This window comes from Pseudomonas farris (genome assembly GCF_019145235.1).
GTDB lineage: Bacteria > Pseudomonadota > Gammaproteobacteria > Pseudomonadales > Pseudomonadaceae > Aquipseudomonas > Aquipseudomonas farris.
On sequence record NZ_JAHSTV010000001.1, the window covers coordinates 412013 to 429018 of the forward strand.

The 17006-nt window shown below is 59.8% G+C and carries 13 protein-coding genes; 8 read left to right on the forward strand and 5 right to left on the reverse strand.

Annotated features, from left to right (window positions below):
- Positions 1-107: 107 nt before the first annotated feature.
- From KVG95_RS01895 to KVG95_RS01930, 8 genes are all read left to right on the forward strand, one after another.
- Complete coding sequence (locus KVG95_RS01895) at positions 108-704, forward strand: superoxide dismutase (RefSeq protein WP_007898423.1); 597 nt, start codon at positions 108-110, stop codon at positions 702-704.
- Between the two features lie 383 nt (positions 705-1087).
- Positions 1088-3136, forward strand: a complete 2049-nt coding sequence (locus KVG95_RS01900; protein WP_123719333.1) for a putative bifunctional diguanylate cyclase/phosphodiesterase — start codon at positions 1088-1090, stop codon at positions 3134-3136.
- 225 nt (positions 3137-3361) lie between these two features.
- Positions 3362-4705, forward strand: coding sequence for an imelysin family protein (locus KVG95_RS01905; protein ID WP_217854312.1), 1344 nt, complete (start codon positions 3362-3364; stop codon positions 4703-4705).
- A gap of 326 nt (positions 4706-5031) precedes the next feature.
- Positions 5032-6459 carry a di-heme oxidoreductase family protein gene (locus KVG95_RS01910; protein ID WP_217854313.1) on the forward strand — a complete coding sequence of 476 codons (1428 nt, stop codon included), beginning with the start codon at positions 5032-5034 and terminating at the stop codon, positions 6457-6459.
- Positions 6460-6486: 27 nt separating this feature from the next.
- Positions 6487-7551 carry an imelysin family protein gene (locus KVG95_RS01915; RefSeq protein ID WP_217854314.1) on the forward strand — a complete coding sequence of 355 codons (1065 nt, stop codon included), beginning with the start codon at positions 6487-6489 and terminating at the stop codon, positions 7549-7551.
- Positions 7552-7565: 14 nt separating this feature from the next.
- Positions 7566-8666: a DUF1513 domain-containing protein gene (locus KVG95_RS01920; protein ID WP_217854315.1), complete on the forward strand. Its 1101-nt coding sequence runs from the start codon at positions 7566-7568 to the stop codon at positions 8664-8666.
- A gap of 169 nt (positions 8667-8835) precedes the next feature.
- Positions 8836-9984 carry an efflux RND transporter periplasmic adaptor subunit gene (locus KVG95_RS01925; RefSeq protein WP_217854316.1) on the forward strand — a complete coding sequence of 383 codons (1149 nt, stop codon included), beginning with the start codon at positions 8836-8838 and terminating at the stop codon, positions 9982-9984.
- A gap of 13 nt (positions 9985-9997) precedes the next feature.
- The gene (locus KVG95_RS01930; protein WP_217854317.1) at positions 9998-13024 is read left to right on the forward strand and encodes a multidrug efflux RND transporter permease subunit; all 3027 of its coding nucleotides are present in this window, start codon (positions 9998-10000) and stop codon (positions 13022-13024) included.
- A 97-nt stretch (positions 13025-13121) separates the two neighbouring features.
- Here KVG95_RS01930 and KVG95_RS01935 read toward each other — a convergent pair whose 3' ends face one another.
- The 5 genes from KVG95_RS01935 to colR form a co-directional block, all read right to left on the reverse strand.
- A complete protein-coding gene (locus KVG95_RS01935) occupies positions 13122-13349 on the reverse strand; it encodes a hypothetical protein (protein WP_217854318.1) in 228 nt (75 codons plus the stop codon).
- A 2-nt stretch (positions 13350-13351) separates the two neighbouring features.
- Positions 13352-14065 carry a lipopolysaccharide kinase InaA family protein gene (locus KVG95_RS01940; protein WP_217854319.1) on the reverse strand — a complete coding sequence of 238 codons (714 nt, stop codon included), beginning with the start codon at positions 14063-14065 and terminating at the stop codon, positions 13352-13354.
- 4 nt (positions 14066-14069) lie between these two features.
- A complete protein-coding gene (locus KVG95_RS01945; protein WP_217854320.1) occupies positions 14070-14738 on the reverse strand; it encodes a class I SAM-dependent methyltransferase in 669 nt (222 codons plus the stop codon).
- Between the two features lie 147 nt (positions 14739-14885).
- A complete protein-coding gene (locus KVG95_RS01950) occupies positions 14886-16166 on the reverse strand; it encodes a sensor histidine kinase (protein WP_217854321.1) in 1281 nt (426 codons plus the stop codon).
- On the reverse strand, positions 16156-16839 hold the full coding sequence (colR, locus tag KVG95_RS01955) for a two-component system response regulator ColR (protein ID WP_008069526.1): 684 nt from the start codon (positions 16837-16839) through the stop codon (positions 16156-16158). The genes KVG95_RS01950 and colR overlap by 11 nt, the downstream gene beginning before the upstream one ends.
- Positions 16840-17006 lie beyond the last annotated feature (167 nt).

Here is a 17006-nt window from a genome sequence, read left to right on the forward strand (position 1 = left end):
TATGATCCGATCCCTGCGCCGCAAAGAGTACAAACTCCCCGGCGCATGTCTGGCCGCCCGTGATCGGCCTTGCGCTCACCGCAACTGACCTGATTAGGAGAATCATCATGGCTTTCGAATTGCCGCCGCTGCCTTACGCACACGATGCCCTGCAGCCGCACATTTCAGAGGAAACTCTGCAATACCACCACGACAAGCACCACAACACCTATGTCGTGAACCTGAACAACCTGGTGCCAGGCACCGAGTTCGAAGGCAAGACCCTGGAAGAAATCGTCAAGACTTCCTCGGGCGGTATCTTCAACAACGCCGCTCAGGTCTGGAACCACACTTTCTACTGGAACTGCCTGGCCCCAAACGCCGGCGGTCAACCAACCGGCGCGCTGGCTGATGCCATCAACGCAGCGTTCGGTTCGTTCGACAAGTTCAAGGAAGAGTTCAGCAAAACCTCCATCGGTACCTTCGGTTCCGGTTGGGGCTGGCTGGTGAAAAAGGCTGACGGTTCCCTGGCCCTGGCCAGCACCATCGGCGCCGGCAACCCGCTGACCAGCGGCGACACCCCGCTGCTGACCTGCGACGTCTGGGAACACGCTTACTACATCGACTACCGCAACCTTCGTCCGAAGTACGTCGAAGCGTTCTGGAACCTGGTCAACTGGAAATTCGTCGCTGAGCAGTTCGAAGGCAAAACCTTCACCGCTTAAGCTTCGCGCCAGTCAAAAAACCCGGCTTTTGCCGGGTTTTTTTATGGGCTGGGGAAATGGGTACATTCCTATAGCCGCCTTCGCGGTCAAGTCTCGCGCCTACAGTTGGAGGGAACATTCCCACAACGCGAGTGGCATTTGCCCTCTTGCCCCCACATCACAGCCGTCTAACATCAACCACAAGGAAAAATTGTCCCGTTCCCCTCAAGTTGAGGGCCCCAACAACCGACACAGTGCTAATAGGGCAAATACTCCAAACAACAGCATATCCGCCAAGCTACCGGCAAAATCCCCTGGGTTGGATTGTCCCTTTGACTGACATCACGGGATTGCCAATACTCATGGCAACTTGACGCTACCCGCACGGAACAAGGAATAACCCTTTGAAGCTGGAACTCAAGAACAGCTTGTCGGTGAAGTTGCTCCGGGTCGTGCTCCTGTCGGCATTGATCGTCGGCGTGGTCTTGAGCTGCGCGCAGATCGTTTTCGATGCCTATAAAACACGCCAGGCCGTGGCCAACGATGCTCAGCGCATCCTCGATATGTTCCGTGACCCCTCGACCCAGGCCGTCTACAGCCTGGACCGGGAAATGGGTATGCAGGTGATCGAAGGCCTGTTTCAGGACGACGCTGTGCGCATGGCCTCCATCGGCCACCCTAACGAAGCCATGCTTGCGCAAAAAACCCGTGAACTGCAGCACTCCAACAGCCGCTGGCTGACTGACCTGATCCTCGGCAACGAACGCACCTTCACCACCCAACTGGTGGGCCGCGGGCCCTACAGCGAGTACTACGGCGACCTGAGCATTACCCTCGACACGGCCACCTACGGCAAGGGCTTCATTGTCAGCTCGGTGATCATCTTCATCTCTGGCGTATTGCGCGCCCTGGCCATGGCTCTGGTGCTGTATCTGGTCTATCACTGGCTGCTGACCAAACCGCTGTCGCGGATTATCGAACACCTGACCGAAATCAACCCGGACCGACCCAGCGCCCACAAGATTCCGCAGCTCAAGGGGCATGAGAGAAACGAGTTGGGTGTCTGGATCAATACCGCCAACCAGTTGCTCGAATCCATCGAGCGCAATACTCACCTGCGCCACGAAGCAGAAAACAGCCTGCTGCGCATGGCCCAGTACGACTTCCTCACCGGTTTGCCGAACCGCCAGCAATTGCAGCAACAACTGGACAAAATCCTCGTCGACGCCGGAAAATTGCAGCGCCGGGTAGCGGTGCTGTGTGTCGGGCTCGATGATTTCAAAGGCATCAACGAACAGTTCAGCTATCAGACTGGCGACCAATTGCTGCTGGCCCTGGCCGATCGCCTGCGGGCTCACAGCGGTCGCCTCGGCGCCCTCGCCCGTTTGGGTGGCGACCAGTTCGCACTGGTCCAGGCCGACATCGAACAACCCTATGAAGCGGCCGAACTGGCCCAAAGCATTCTTGATGACCTGGAAGCGGCATTCGCCCTCGATCATCAGGAAATTCGCCTGCGCGCCACCATCGGCATCACCTTGTTCCCCGAGGACGGTGACAGCACCGAGAAGTTGCTGCAAAAAGCCGAGCAGACCATGACCCTGGCCAAGACTCGCTCGCGCAACCGCTATCAGTTCTATATCGCCAGCGTCGACACGGAAATGCGTCGGCGCCGCGAGCTGGAAAAAGACCTGCGCGATGCCTTGATCCGCGACCAGTTCTACCTCGTCTATCAACCGCAGATCAGTTACCGCGATCATCGCGTGGTGGGCGTCGAGGCGTTGATTCGCTGGCAGCATCCCGAACACGGGCTGGTGCCGCCGGACCTGTTTATCCCGCTGGCCGAGCAGAACGGCACCATCATCGCCATCGGCGAATGGGTGCTGGATCAGGCCTGCAAACAATTGCGCGAATGGCACGATCAGGGTTTCGACCTGCGCATGGCGGTGAACCTGTCCACCGTGCAATTGCACCACGCCGAATTGCCGCGGGTGGTCAATAACCTGCTGCAGATGTATCGCCTGCCCCCGCGCAGCCTGGAGCTGGAAGTCACCGAAACCGGCCTTATGGAAGACATCAGCACCGCCGCCCAGCATCTGCTGAGCCTGCGTCGCTCCGGCGCGCTGATCGCCATCGACGACTTCGGCACCGGTTATTCATCACTGAGCTATTTGAAAAGCCTGCCGCTGGACAAGATCAAGATCGACAAGAGCTTCGTTCAGGACCTGCTCGATGACGACGACGATGCGACCATCGTTCGCGCCATCATCCAGCTGGGCAAGAGCCTGGGCATGCAGGTGATTGCCGAAGGCGTGGAAACCGCCGAGCAAGAGGCCTACATCATCTCCGAAGGCTGCCACGAAGGTCAGGGTTATCACTACAGCAAACCACTGCCGGCGCGGGAATTGAGCGCCTACCTCAAGCAAGCCCAACGCAGTAACGCGGCTATTTTGTAGAAGATCAAAAGATCGCAGCCTCGTTTCACTCGACAGCGCCTACATGAACCGCGTGCTTGTGTAGGAGCTACGAGGTTGCGATCTCTTGATCTACGACACAACTCCCGCGCGAATAAGAAATATTTACAAGCACAACCCTTTACACATAATGCGAAAGATTTGCATTATGTCGCAGTTTTACGCGCCCCCCGCGCGTCCATCAATCACCGAAGCAGGATGTTCGCCATGATTCGTATGCCTCTGGCCACCGCCAGTCTGCTGGCCATCGCTATTTCCCTCGCCGGTTGCGGCGAAGGCAAAGACAAGGCTGCCGCCCCACAAGCGCCGACCCCGGCCGCCAGCACCGCTGCCCCGGCTGCGCCTGCTGCTACCGGTAAAGTCGATGAGGCCACCGCCAAGGCTGTGGTTGCGCACTACGCCGACATCGTCTTCGCCGTTTACAGCGATGCCGAATCCACCGCGAAAACCCTGCAAACCGCCGTCGACGCATTCCTCGCCAAGCCGAACGCCGACACCCTGAAAGCCGCCAAGGCTGCCTGGGTCGCGGCCCGCGTGCCTTACCTGCAGAGCGAAGTGTTCCGCTTCGGCAACACCATCATCGACGACTGGGAAGGTCAGGTGAACGCCTGGCCACTGGACGAAGGCCTGATCGACTACGTCGACAAATCCTACGAACACGCATTGGGTAACCCGGGTGCCACCGCCAACATCATCGCCAACACTCAGGTTCAGGTCGGCGAAGACAAGGTCGACGTGAAAGACATCACCCCGGAAAAACTCGCCAGCCTGAACGAGCTGGGCGGTTCCGAGGCCAACGTCGCCACCGGCTACCACGCCATCGAATTCCTGCTCTGGGGCCAGGACCTGAACGGCACCGGCCCTGGCGCCGGCAACCGTCCTGCTTCCGACTTCCTGGAAGGCAAAGGCGCCACCGGCGGTCACAACGATCGTCGTCGCGCTTACCTGAAATCCGTGACCCAATTGCTGGTCAACGATCTGCAAGAAATGGTCGGTAACTGGAAGCCGAACGTGGCCGACAACTACCGCGCCACCCTGGAAGCGGAACCGGCTGAAACCGGCCTGCGCAAAATGCTGTTCGGCATGGGCAGCCTGTCCTTGGGCGAACTGGCGGGCGAGCGCATGAAGGTTTCCCTGGAAGCCAACTCCCCGGAAGACGAACAGGATTGCTTCAGCGACAACACCCACAACTCGCACTTCTACGATGCCAAAGGCGTGCGTAACGTGTACCTGGGCGAATACACCCGCGTCGATGGCACCAAAATGACCGGCGCCAGCCTGTCGTCGCTGGTCGCCAAAGCCGACCCGGCAGCCGACACCGCGCTGAAAGCCGACCTGGCTACCACCGAAGCCAAGCTTCAGGTCATGGTCGATCACGCCAACAAGGGTGAGCACTACGACCAACTGATCGCTGCGGGCAACACTGCTGGCAACCAGATCGTGCGCGACGCCATCGCCTCGCTGGTCAAGCAGACCGGTTCGATCGAAGCTGCCGCCGGCAAACTGGGCATCAGCGACCTGAACCCGGACAACGCTGATCACGAGTTCTGATCAACGCTGGCTGAATGAACAGAAAGGCGACCTTCGGGTCGCCTTTCTGTTAGCCCGAACGCAGATCAAAATGTGGGAGCGGGCTTGCTCGCGAAGGCGGACTGTCAGCCAACATCGATGTTGAATGTAAATCCGCTTTCGCGAGCAAGCCCGCTCCCACAGGGTCTTGCACTGAACCTGTGGGAGCGTGGCTTGCCCGCGATGGCCGCGACTCGGTCTCAAGTCAAATCCTGCCTCAGATCAACCAAACGATAATTCCTCTTATTCAAACTCCCCTGCCCTGTTAGACTTTGCGCCCTTGTTTTGCTCGTCTTGCAGGATGTCTGATGCCCTCGCTGCCTCTTCGCTTGTCTGCACTGTTGCTGGCCCTGGGTCTGAGTGCCTGCGATGACGCCCCCCGCTTTACCCAGGCCGAACCCGGTGAAGCCCGCTCCGGCGGCAGCGCAACGGTGCGCAAGACCGATCAGAACTCATTCTCCCTGCCCTCCGCCAATCTGCCGCCGTCACGGCGCGTTGATTTCAGCGTCGGCAACAGTTTCTTTCGCAGCCCTTGGGTGATTGCCCCATCGACCACCACCGCCCGCGATGGCCTCGGCCCGTTGTTCAATACCAACGCCTGCCAGAACTGCCACATCAAGGACGGGCGCGGTCACCCGCCCGCGCCCGATGCACCGAATGCGGTGTCGATGCTGGTGCGCCTGTCGATCCCTGATGCGCCGGCCTACGCCGAAGTCATCGAACAACTGGGTGTGGTTCCGGAGCCGGTCTACGGCGGGCAGTTCCAGGACATGTCGGTACCCGGCGTCGTCCCGGAAGGCAAGGTGCGCGTCGATTACACCCCGGTCCCGGTGCGTTTCAAGGATGGCAGCGAAATCGAGTTGCGTAAGCCGACCCTGCAGATCACCCAACTCGGCTACGGCCCGATGCACCCCGACACGCGTTTCTCGGCGCGCATCGCACCACCGATGATTGGCCTGGGCTTGCTTGAAGCGATCCCCGACGAGGCCATTCTGGCCAACGCTGAGGCTCAGGCGCGAGAGAAGAACGGCATCGCCGGACGACCGAACCGGGTCTGGGACGACGCACAACAGAAAACCGTCCTCGGGCGATTTGGCTGGAAGGCCGGGCAACCGAACCTCAATCAACAAAACGTTCACGCGTTCTCTGGTGATATGGGCCTCACGACCAGCCTGAGAACCGTTGATGACTGCACCGACGCGCAAACCGCTTGCAAGCATGCACCCAACGGCAATGGCCCGGATGGTGAGCCGGAAGTCAGCGATAACATCCTGCGTCTGGTGCTGTTCTACAGCCGTAACCTCGCGGTACCGGCCCGGCGCGATGTCGGCACGCCGCAAGTGCTGGCCGGCAAGAATCTGTTTTTCCAGGCGGGATGCCAGTCCTGCCACACCCCGAAATACACCACCGCCGCCAACGCCGCGGAACCTGAATTGGCCAATCAAGTGATTCGCCCTTACAGCGACCTGCTGCTGCATGACATGGGCGACGGACTGGCCGACAACCGCACCGAGTTCCAGGCCGGCGGCCGCGACTGGCGTACGCCGCCGTTGTGGGGCATCGGCTTGACGCAGGCAGTCAGCGGCCACACCCAGTTTTTGCATGACGGCCGCGCCCGTAACCTGCTCGAGGCCGTGCTCTGGCATGGCGGCGAGGCAAAGGCGGCGCAGCAACAGGTTTTGTCTTTCAATGCCGAGCAGCGCGCGGCATTGCTGGCGTTTTTGAATTCCCTTTAATACGTTTTCCTTCAGCGGGAGCCCGACATGTTCCGTCCCAAATTGTTGTTCACCAGCCTTGCCGCCCTCGCCCTGGGCGCCTGTTCGCCTCAGGATCCGCAAGCGGTCACGTCGGCGGCCATCGCCAAGCAAGTAATCCTGCCGACCTACAGCCGCTGGGTCGAGGCCGACCGTCAATTGGCGGTCAGCGCCCTGGCGTTCTGCCAAGGCAAGGAAACCCTGGACACCGCCCGCGCCGACTTCCTGCACGCGCAGAAAGCCTGGGCCGAGTTGCAACCGCTGCTGATCGGGCCATTGGCCGAGGGCAACCGTTCGTGGCAGGTGCAGTTCTGGCCGGACAAGAAAAACCTCGTGGGCCGTCAGGTCGAGCAATTGGTGACCGCGCAACCGCAGATCGATGCCGCCGCCCTGACCAAGTCCAGCGTTGTGGTTCAGGGGCTCTCGGCCTATGAATACATCCTGTTCGACAGCAAGATCGACATGGCCGACAGCGCGCAGAAAGCCAAATACTGCCCACTGCTGACCGCCATTGGCGAACGCCAGAAGCAACTGGCCGAAGAGATCCTGTCAGGCTGGAATACCAACGATGGCATGCTCGCGCAGATGAGCAAGTTCCCCAACCAGCGCTACGCCGACTCCCACGAAGCGATCGCCGATCTGCTGCGCGTGCAAGTGACGGCGCTGGACACCCTGAAGAAAAAACTCGGCACGCCGATGGGCCGTCAGAGCAAGGGTACTCCACAGCCGTTCCAGGCCGATGCGTGGCGCAGCCAATCGTCGCTGCAAGGCCTGCAAGCGAGCCTGAGCGCGGCGCAAACCGTTTGGGTCGGTGTCGACAACAAAGGCTTGCGCGGTCTCTTGCCGAGCGAGCAGAAACCCTTGGCCGACAAGATCGACGCGGCCTATGCAACGTCCCTGAAATTGTTCGCCAGCAACCAGCGCTCGCTGACCGACATGCTCACCGACGATGCCGGGCGCCAGCAGCTCAACGCGATCTACGACAGCCTCAACGTTGTCCATCGCCTGCACGAAGGCGAACTGGCCAAGGCGCTGGGCATCCAACTGGGCTTCAACGCCAACGACGGTGACTGATGAGGGCAAGTGCCATGCTGCGACGCCAGGCTCTGACGTTAGGGAGTTTGCTGCTGGGTGCGGTGACACTGGGCGGCTGGACGCTGTTCAAGCAAAAGGACAAAAGCCCGCTGCTGCTCTCGGCGCGGGACGATGGTGACGGCAAGCATTACGCCGTCGGTTATCGGCTGGACGGTACCCGGGTGTTTGCCACCCAGGTCGGCCAGCGTTGCCACGACATCATCAACCACCCGACGCTGCCGATAGCGCTGTTCGTCGCTCGACGTCCCGGCACCGAGAGTTACCTGATCGATCTGCGCGACGGCACGTTGCTGCAAACCGTGGTGTCGCAGCCGAACCGGCACTTCTACGGTCACGCGGTGATTCATCAGAGCGGCGACTGGTTGTACGCCACCGAAAACGACACCTCCGATCCGGGCCGTGGCCTGCTCGGTGTGTATAAGTTCGAAGGTGAGCGACTGGTGCACAGCGGCGAGCTTTCCACCCACGGTGTCGGCCCGCATCAGGTGTCGTGGATGCCCGATGGCGAGACGCTGATTGTGGCCAACGGTGGCATTCGCACCGAGGCCGAAAGCCGGGTCGAGATGAACCTCAACGCGATGGAGCCGAGCCTGGTGTTGATGCAGCGCGATGGCACATTGTTGAGCAAGGAAACACTGGCCCAGCAGATGAACAGCGTGCGGCACTTGGGCGTCGCCAGCGATGGCACCATCGTCGCCGGCCAGCAGTTCATGGGCGCTGCCCACGAGTCATCGGAGCTGCTGGCGATCAAGCGGCCCGGCCAACCGTTCGTGGCGTTCCCGGTGCCCGAGCATCAGTTGCAGGCCATGGGGCATTACACCGCCAGCGTCGCCATACACAGTGAACTGCGTCTGGTCGCCCTGACCGCGCCGCGGGGCAACCGCTTTTTTATCTGGGACCTGGATAGCGGTGAAGTACGCCTGGATGCGCCACTTCCCGATTGCGCAGGTGTCGGGGCCGTGGCCGATGGTTTTGTCGTGACCTCCGGTCAAGGACGATGCCGGTACTACGATTGCCGCCAGACAACTCTTGTCGCAAAACCTCTGGAGTTGCCTGCCGGGCTCTGGGACAACCATCTTCATCTGATGGTTTAAAAGATCGCCGCCTGTGGCAGCTCCTACAGGGGAATGCGTACCTGCAGGAGCTGCCGCAGGCGGCGATCTTTTTCGTAAGATCACGCAAAAAACATCCATTGGAATCCCCCTCACACTCGGAGTAATGTTCCCGCCTGTCTCACCTGATTTTCTCCAAGGAACTGGAAATATGCTGCGTCGCCGCATGCTGATCATGTTGGGTGTTGTTCTGCTAATCGTGCTGGTCCTGGCCGGTTACAAAGCCTTCTCCATCTATACGATGATGCAGGGCTTCTCCGCGCCGAAACCGCCGATAAGCGTCGCCGTGGCCACCGCCACCGAACGTCCGTGGCAAAGCCGTTTGCCAACGGTCGGCACCCTCACGGCGCTGCAAGGGGTCGACCTGAGCCTGGAGATCGCCGGTACCGTCAAGGAGGTACAGTTCGAGTCGGGGCAGAAGGTCAAGGCCGGTCAGCCAATCCTGCAACTCGATACCGCCGTTGAAACTGCCCTGCTGGCAACCGCTCAAGCCGACCTGGGACTGGCGCAATTGGATTACGGACGCGGCAGCCAATTGGTGGGCAGCCAGGCTATTTCCAAAGGCGAGTTCGACCGACTCTCGGCGGTGTTGCAAAAGAGCCGGGCCACGGTCAATCAACTCAAGGCGGCACTGGAAAGAAAACGCATCCTCGCTCCGTTCAGCGGGACCATCGGCATTCGTCAGGTAGACGTCGGCGACTACGTGGCCAGCGGCACGATGATCGCCACCCTGCAAGACCTCAGCAGCCTCTACGTCGACTTCTTTGTACCCGAACAGGCCGTGCCGAAAATCGCCCTTGGCCAACCGGTACAGGTCATTGTCTCAGCCTACCCGACAGAGCACTTCCCCGGCACCATCAGCGCGATCAACCCGAAAGTCGAGAACAGCACCCGCAACGTGATGGTACGCGCCACCCTGGCCAACCCCGATGGCAAGTTGCTGCCGGGAATGTTCGCCAGCCTGCAGGTGCTGTTGCCCGATCCGCAACCACGCATCGTCGTGCCGGAAAGCGCGATCACCTACACCCTTTATGGCAACTCGCTGTACGTCGTTGCGCAGAAAAAGGCCGAAGACGGCAGCCTCGAAAAAGACGACAAGGGTGAGCCGATTCTGATCGCCGAGCGGCGCTTCATCGAAACCGGTGAGCGCCGCGACGCAATGGTCATGATCACCAAAGGCGTGCAGAACGGCGAAAAAGTGGTCACGGGGGGCCAGATCAAACTGGACCACGGCGCGCACATTGCCATCAGCGACGACAAGACCCTAGCCGAGAAGAGCAGTCAGCCGCGCGCTGACTGATCAAGGAATCCCCATGGCTTTTACCGACCCGTTCATCCGCCGCCCGGTGCTCGCCACCGTGGTCAGCCTGTTGATTGTGCTGCTGGGCTTCCAGGCCTGGAGCAAATTGCCGCTGCGCCAATACCCGCAAATGGAAAACGCCCTGATCACGGTGACCACCGCTTACCCCGGGGCCAACGCCGAAACCATCCAGGGTTACATCACCCAACCGATGCAGCAGAGCCTGGCCAGTGCCGAAGGCATCGACTACATGACCTCGGTCAGTCGCCAGAACTTCTCGGTGATCTCGATCTACGCGCGCATCGGCTCCAACAGCGACCGCTTGTTCACCGAACTGCTGGCCAAGGCCAACGAGGTCAAGAACCAGCTGCCCCAAGACGCCGAAGACCCGGTGCTGAGCAAGGAAGCTGCCGACGCTTCAGCGCTGATGTACATCAGTTTCTTCAGCGACGAGCTGAGCAATCCGCAGATCACCGATTACCTGTCACGGGTCATCCAGCCGAAACTGGCGACCCTGCCGGGCATGGCCGAAGCCGAGATTCTCGGCAACCAGGTGTTCGCCATGCGCCTGTGGCTGGACCCGGTGAAACTCGCCGGTTTCGGCCTGAGCGCCAGCGACGTGACCAATGCCGTGCGCCAGTACAACTTCCTCTCCGCCGCCGGCGAAGTGAAAGGCGAGTATGTGGTCACCAGTATCAACGCCAACACCGAACTCAAATCCGCCGAGGCCTTTGGCGCGATCCCGCTCAAGGTAGAGGGCGACAGTCGCGTACTGCTGCGGGACGTGGCGCGGGTCGAGATGGGCGCGGAGAACTACAACACCATCAGTTCCTTCGGCGGCACGCCCTCGGTGTACATCGGCATCAAGGCTACCCCAGGCGCCAACCCGCTGGACGTGATCAGGGAAGTGCGCAAGATCATGCCAGAGCTGGAAGCCCAGCTGCCGCCGAACCTGAAAGGTGAAATCGCCTACGACGCCACGCTGTTTATCCAGGCCTCCATCGACGAAGTGGTGAAAACCCTGTTCGAAGCGGTGCTGATCGTGATCGTGGTGGTGTTCCTGTTCCTCGGCGCCCTGCGCTCGGTGGTGATCCCGGTGGTCACCATTCCGCTGTCGATGATCGGCGTGATGTTCTTCATGCAGATGATGGGCTACTCGATCAATCTGCTGACCTTGCTGGCGATGGTATTGGCCATCGGGCTGGTGGTGGACGACGCCATCGTGGTGGTGGAAAACATCCATCGGCACATTGAAGAAGGCAAGACACCGCTGGATGCCGCGCTTGAAGGCGCTGCCGAAATCGCCATGCCGGTGGTGTCGATGACCATTACCCTGGCGGCGGTCTATGCGCCGATCGGCTTCCTGACCGGCCTGACGGGGGCGCTATTCAAGGAGTTCGCCCTGACCCTGGCCGGGGCGGTGGTGATTTCCGGCGTCGTAGCCCTGACGCTGTCGCCGATGATGTGCGCCCTGCTGTTGCGCCACGATGAAAACCCTACCGGCCTTGCCCATCGCCTGGACGTGATCTTCGAAGGCCTCAAGCGCCGTTACCAGAGTGTGCTTCATGGCACCCTCAACACCCGGCCGGTGGTGCTGGTGTTCGCGGTGATCGTGCTCTGCCTGATTCCGGTGCTGCTCAAATTCACCCAGTCGGAACTGGCGCCGGACGAGGACCAGGGCGTCATCTTCATGATGGCCAGTGCCCCGCAACCGGCCAACCTCGACTACCTGAACACCTACACCGACGAGTTCCTCGCGATTTTCAAGGAGTTCCCCGAGTATTACTCCTCGTTCCAGATCAATGGTTTCAACGGCGTGCAATCGGGGATCGGCGGCTTCCTGCTCAAACCCTGGAACGAACGCGACCGGACACAGATGCAGATCCTGCCCGAGGTCCAAAGCAAGCTGGAGAACATTCCCGGATTGCAAATCTTCGGCTTCAATCTGCCTTCCCTGCCGGGCACCGGCGAAGGTTTGCCATTTCAATTCGTGATCAACTCGGCCAACACTTATGAGTCATTGTTGGAAGTGATGGATCGGGTGAAAAAAAGAGCGATGGAATCCGGCAAGTTTGCCTTTGTCGACGTCGACCTGGCCTTCGACAAGCCTGAAGTCGTGGTGGATATCGATCGCGCCAAGGCTGCACAGATGGGTGTATCAATGCAGGACCTGGGCGGCACCCTCGCAACGTTGCTGGGTGAAGCGGAGATCAACCGTTTCACCATCGAAGGCCGCAGCTACAAAGTCATTGCGCAGGTGGAACGGCCCTTCCGGGATAACCCCGACTGGCTGAACCATTACTACGTCAAGAACACCAAGGGCGAATTGCTGCCCCTATCGACCCTGATCACCGTGACCGACCGGGCGCGACCGCGTCAGTTGAACCAGTTCCAGCAACTCAACGCGGCAATTCTTTCGGGGGTCCCGCTGGTCAGCATGGGTGAAGCCATCGACACCGTGCGCCAGATCGCCCGGGAAGAAGCGCCAGCGGGTTATGCCGTCGACTATGCCGGTGCATCACGGCAGTACGTTCAGGAAGGCAGCGCGCTGTGGGTCACCTTTGCCCTGGCGCTGGCGATCATCTTCCTGGTGCTGGCGGCCCAGTTCGAAAGCTTCCGCGACCCACTGGTGATTCTGGTGACCGTGCCGCTGTCGATCTGCGGCGCATTGATCCCGCTGTTCCTTGGCTGGTCGAGCATGAACATCTATACCCAGGTGGGATTGGTGACGTTGATCGGGCTGATCAGCAAGCACGGGATTCTGATCGTTCAGTTCGCCAACCAGTTACGCAACGAGAAGGGGCTGTCGCCTCGCGAAGCGGTGGAGGAAGCGGCGGCCATTCGCCTGCGTCCGGTGTTGATGACCACGGCGGCGATGGTGTTCGGCATGGTGCCGTTGATCATCGCCACGGGCGCGGGGGCGGTCAGCCGGTTCGACATCGGCACGGTGATCGCGACGGGGATGTCGATCGGGACGCTGTTCACTTTGTTCGTGTTGCCGTGCATCTACACGTTGCTGGCCAAGCCTGATAAGCCCTGAAGAACACAACATATCCCTGTGGGAGCGCAAGACTTGAGCCATCGGACACAAAAAAGGCCTCGCATCTGCGAGGCCTTTTATTTGGGCTTTAATCTGTTCAACTCTGTGGCCTCAGTCCCTGAGAAAGTCCGAACATGAACAGCAACAAGTCATGATCGGGTTGAGTCCCCACGGGTGCTTTGGCAACCCGGGGCAATGGACAATGCGCGTCACCGTGCACGGAGCTCAGGACTTGAGTGCGGGGCTGCTCCCAGGCCGCCACCGCCAATGAAGCAACTGCCAAGGCTCCGGCTAAAAACAAACCTCGTGCAATTTCGAGTTTCATTGTTATAAGCCTTTGATAGCGCTGCCAAACGCCGTCTCATAAAAATAGACGAGTTTTTTCCAGTCTGTATCGCTGAACGACGAGTGGCGACGCAGTTGTTTAAGGTCATGGGCCGCCGCTTGACGAGCGGTCAAACGCTGCCGACATTTCTCCAGATCAATCAAGGCAGTTTCGACCTTGGCTGACTCGCCCTCGCTGGCGACCCGCACGAATACGTGCTTGATGTAGAGGCAGCTGTGCTGCCAACGGCCTTTGTGCATGCGGGCCAGGTTGTCGGCCAGATCCTTCAATACGCGATCATGCACCGCCTCACCGTAACGCTCGCGACCGCCAGCCGCGTACCAGTGTTCGATTTCCTCGAAGCCATCCAGGGACTTGGTCACCAGCAATGCGCGCCATTTATGCACGGGATCGCGCTGTGCCCCGCAAAAAACGATTTCCGGAACACGAACGTCGAGCAGGCGCAGGCCAATGAGCGCATCGCGCTCGCGCAACACTGTCGGCCGGCCGAACGGGTGTAACGCGCTGCGATAGATATGCCCGGTTTGACGCTTGGTGTAGAGCAGCTGTCCATCACTGCCCATGACGCGCTGCACGCCACTTTCGCCACCACGACGGACGTTGGGTTCTTCTACCCATTCACCGCGCAGGTTCCAGAAGTAGTCGAAGCGGTCCTGAGAAGCAACTTCCGTTTGTGCTGCATACTGCACTGCCATCTTGTTACCTCTTGCGTAATACGTAGACCCGCCACATGGCGTAGAGCGGTAAAAAATCCAGTTGTTCCTGGATCCGAAAACCCGCCTGATCGAATTCTTTTTCAACCGTGGCAGCCGGTAACACAAATCGATTTTGGTAACCCTTATGCCCACGCTTTTTCTCGGTGCGCTTGCGTTTCCAGGCCTTGAAATTTCCGTCTACCCACAACGAAATAATCACGCTGTCACGGGTGACGCGCTCGAATTCGCGCAGGATGGCCAGTCGATGCTCGGCTTCACCGATGTGATGGAGCAAACGCATACAGAAAATGCTATCGACGGCATTATCGGGCAAGGCAATGTCGAATGCAGAAGTGTGCAAGGGTTGTACCCGTTTTACCACGTCGGCGGGTTGCGCCTGCATGGCAGTCTTCAACATGGACTCCGAGTTGTCGGCCCCGATGATGACACGGTTGTGTTTTTCCGCCAGCAGCGGCCAGAAACGCCCCGCGCCGCACGGCAAATCGAGGACCAATCCTGGCTCACCGGCCAGCGTCAGCGCTTTTCGTGCCAATTGTTCGTCACGCCAGTGGGACAGTCGGCGGCCGAGTCCCTCCTGATGCTTGCGCAAATATTTCTGGGCGTGTTGATCGTCGTACTTTTCGGAAAAATCGAGTTTGATCGGACCAGCCATCACTGCAGTCTCCTGAACCTCTGATGACCACCACCTTAGGTAGCGCAGTGTCAGCGTCAGGTCATGCGTTTGTGAAAAAACTGTCATGTAAAACCCGGAATTATTACGAGGTTTTACAAGGCCGAATGCGGTCTTTTCGGCCCCCGATCAGATTCGGGACGGACTCAGCTCCACCTGAAAACGGCAGCCATTGGGTTCCATGTTGGTCAAGCTGACGTTCCAGCCCTGGTTCTCGCAAATCCGCTGCACCAGCGACAGTCCCAGCCCCAGGCCCTCGCCGCGTTTTTCGTTGCCGCGCACGAAAGGCTCGAACATCGCCTCGCGTTTTTCCTCGGGAATGCCGACACCACTGTCCTCGACCACGAACCCTGTATCCGTCAGGGCGAGGCGAATGTAACCGTGCTCGGTGTAATGCAGCGCATTACGCAACAGGTTGCCCATCACCGCATGCAAAAGGGTCGCGTTATAGCGGGTGTCCGGCGGATTGCCCGGCTCAAAGTTCAGCGTCAGACCCTTGGCTTCGATCGGCTCGCGCCATTGAGAGAGCAGCCCGTCAGCTACCTGGCTCAGGGTCTGCTGGGGGGCCATGCTGGCGTCTTCATGTTGAGCACGAGCCAGCATGAGGAAGGTTTGCACCAGCTCGCGCATCTCAGCGCACGCACGAGCGATTCGCTCGACCTGAGCACGGCCGCGCTGATCGATACCGGGGTTTTCCAGCAACAGCTCACAGGAACTGGCCAACACCATCAACGGTGTGCGCAGTTCGTGGCTGACATCACTGGTGAACAATCGCTCACGGGTCAACGCCTGACGCAAGCGCCCCAGGGTAGCGTCGAAGGCCACGGCCAGTTCGCCCACTTCATCGGCGGCATAATCCGGCGCCAGCGGCGGCGCCAGGCCCAGCAACTGATCGCGATGACGCACCTGACGGGCCAGTCGCACCACCGGCGCCATGACCTTGCGCGCCAACACCCAGCCAAGAAATACCGCCAATGCCAGGCTCAGGACGAAACCCACCAGCACCACGGCAAACAGCACCCGCTCGCGCTCTTCGAAATCGCTCTGGTCCTGCAACAGCACGTAACGCCGACCGTCGACGATTTCGACCATTGCGTGATACGACAGCTGCTCGCGAAAGACCTCATGAAAGCCTGAGTCCAGGTGTCGCAAATCCTTGGGCAATTCAAAGTCGCCCGGCCCACCGCTGAAATAGAACAGCTGGTCCGGCTCGGGACGGTGGCTCCAGTCCGACACGCTGTCCATCAGCAACAGGCGTTGCAAATCGCCGCCCAGACCTGCCGAAATAAGCTTTTCTTCCACCAGGTGCACGGTCGCCACAATACCCATGGCGAAGGCTCCCGCCACCAGTGCACTCATCAACGCAAAGGCGATGATGATCCGTTGAGCAAGGCTCTGTTTAAACTCCATCACGGCCCTCGGCCAAGCGATAACCGACGCCATGCACCGTGTGCAACAAGGGCTTGTCGAAAGGCTTGTCGATCACCTGACGCAGTTGATGGACGTGGCTACGCAGGCTGTCGCTGTCCGGGCAATCATCGCCCCACAGGGCCTCTTCGAGAACCTCGCGGCGTAACACATGAGGGCTTTTCTGCATCAACACGGCCAGCAACTTCAGGCCCACCGGATTGAGTTTCAGCAGACGGCCTTCGCGCGTCACTTCCAGGGTATCGAGGTCGTAGCTCAGATCACCGACTTGCAAGGCTCGGCGACCGCCCCCTTGGGCACGGCGCATGACCGCCTCTATCCGCGCGGCCAGTTCAGACAGGGCAAAGGGTTTGATCAGGTAATCGTCGGCACCAGACTTGAAGCCTTGCAAACGGTCATCCAGTTGATCGCGCGCAGTAAGCATGATCACTGGCGTGTCACGGCGAGCGTCTTCGCGCAGGCGTTTGCACAGGGTGTAGCCGTCGATGCCGGGCAGCATGATGTCGAGCACGATCAAATCGTAATGCTCGGTGGCGGCCAGGTGCAGGCCCGACAAACCGTCCTGCGCACAATCCACGGTGTAACCCTTGAGCCCAAGATAATCGGCCAGATTGGCCAGGATATCGCGGTTGTCTTCAACCAATAGAATTCGCATCGGCACCTCCTCCGTACACAGTAACGGCTGTCTTGGCGCGCAGCTTAAGGCCAAGTGTGGCTCAGGGATAGGGTGGCGTGCAGGGGTAAATCCGACAAAAAAAACCTGAAACGGCCTTAACAACTTTTTCACCATCGATTCACAGGCTGACGACAGAGGCGTGTTCA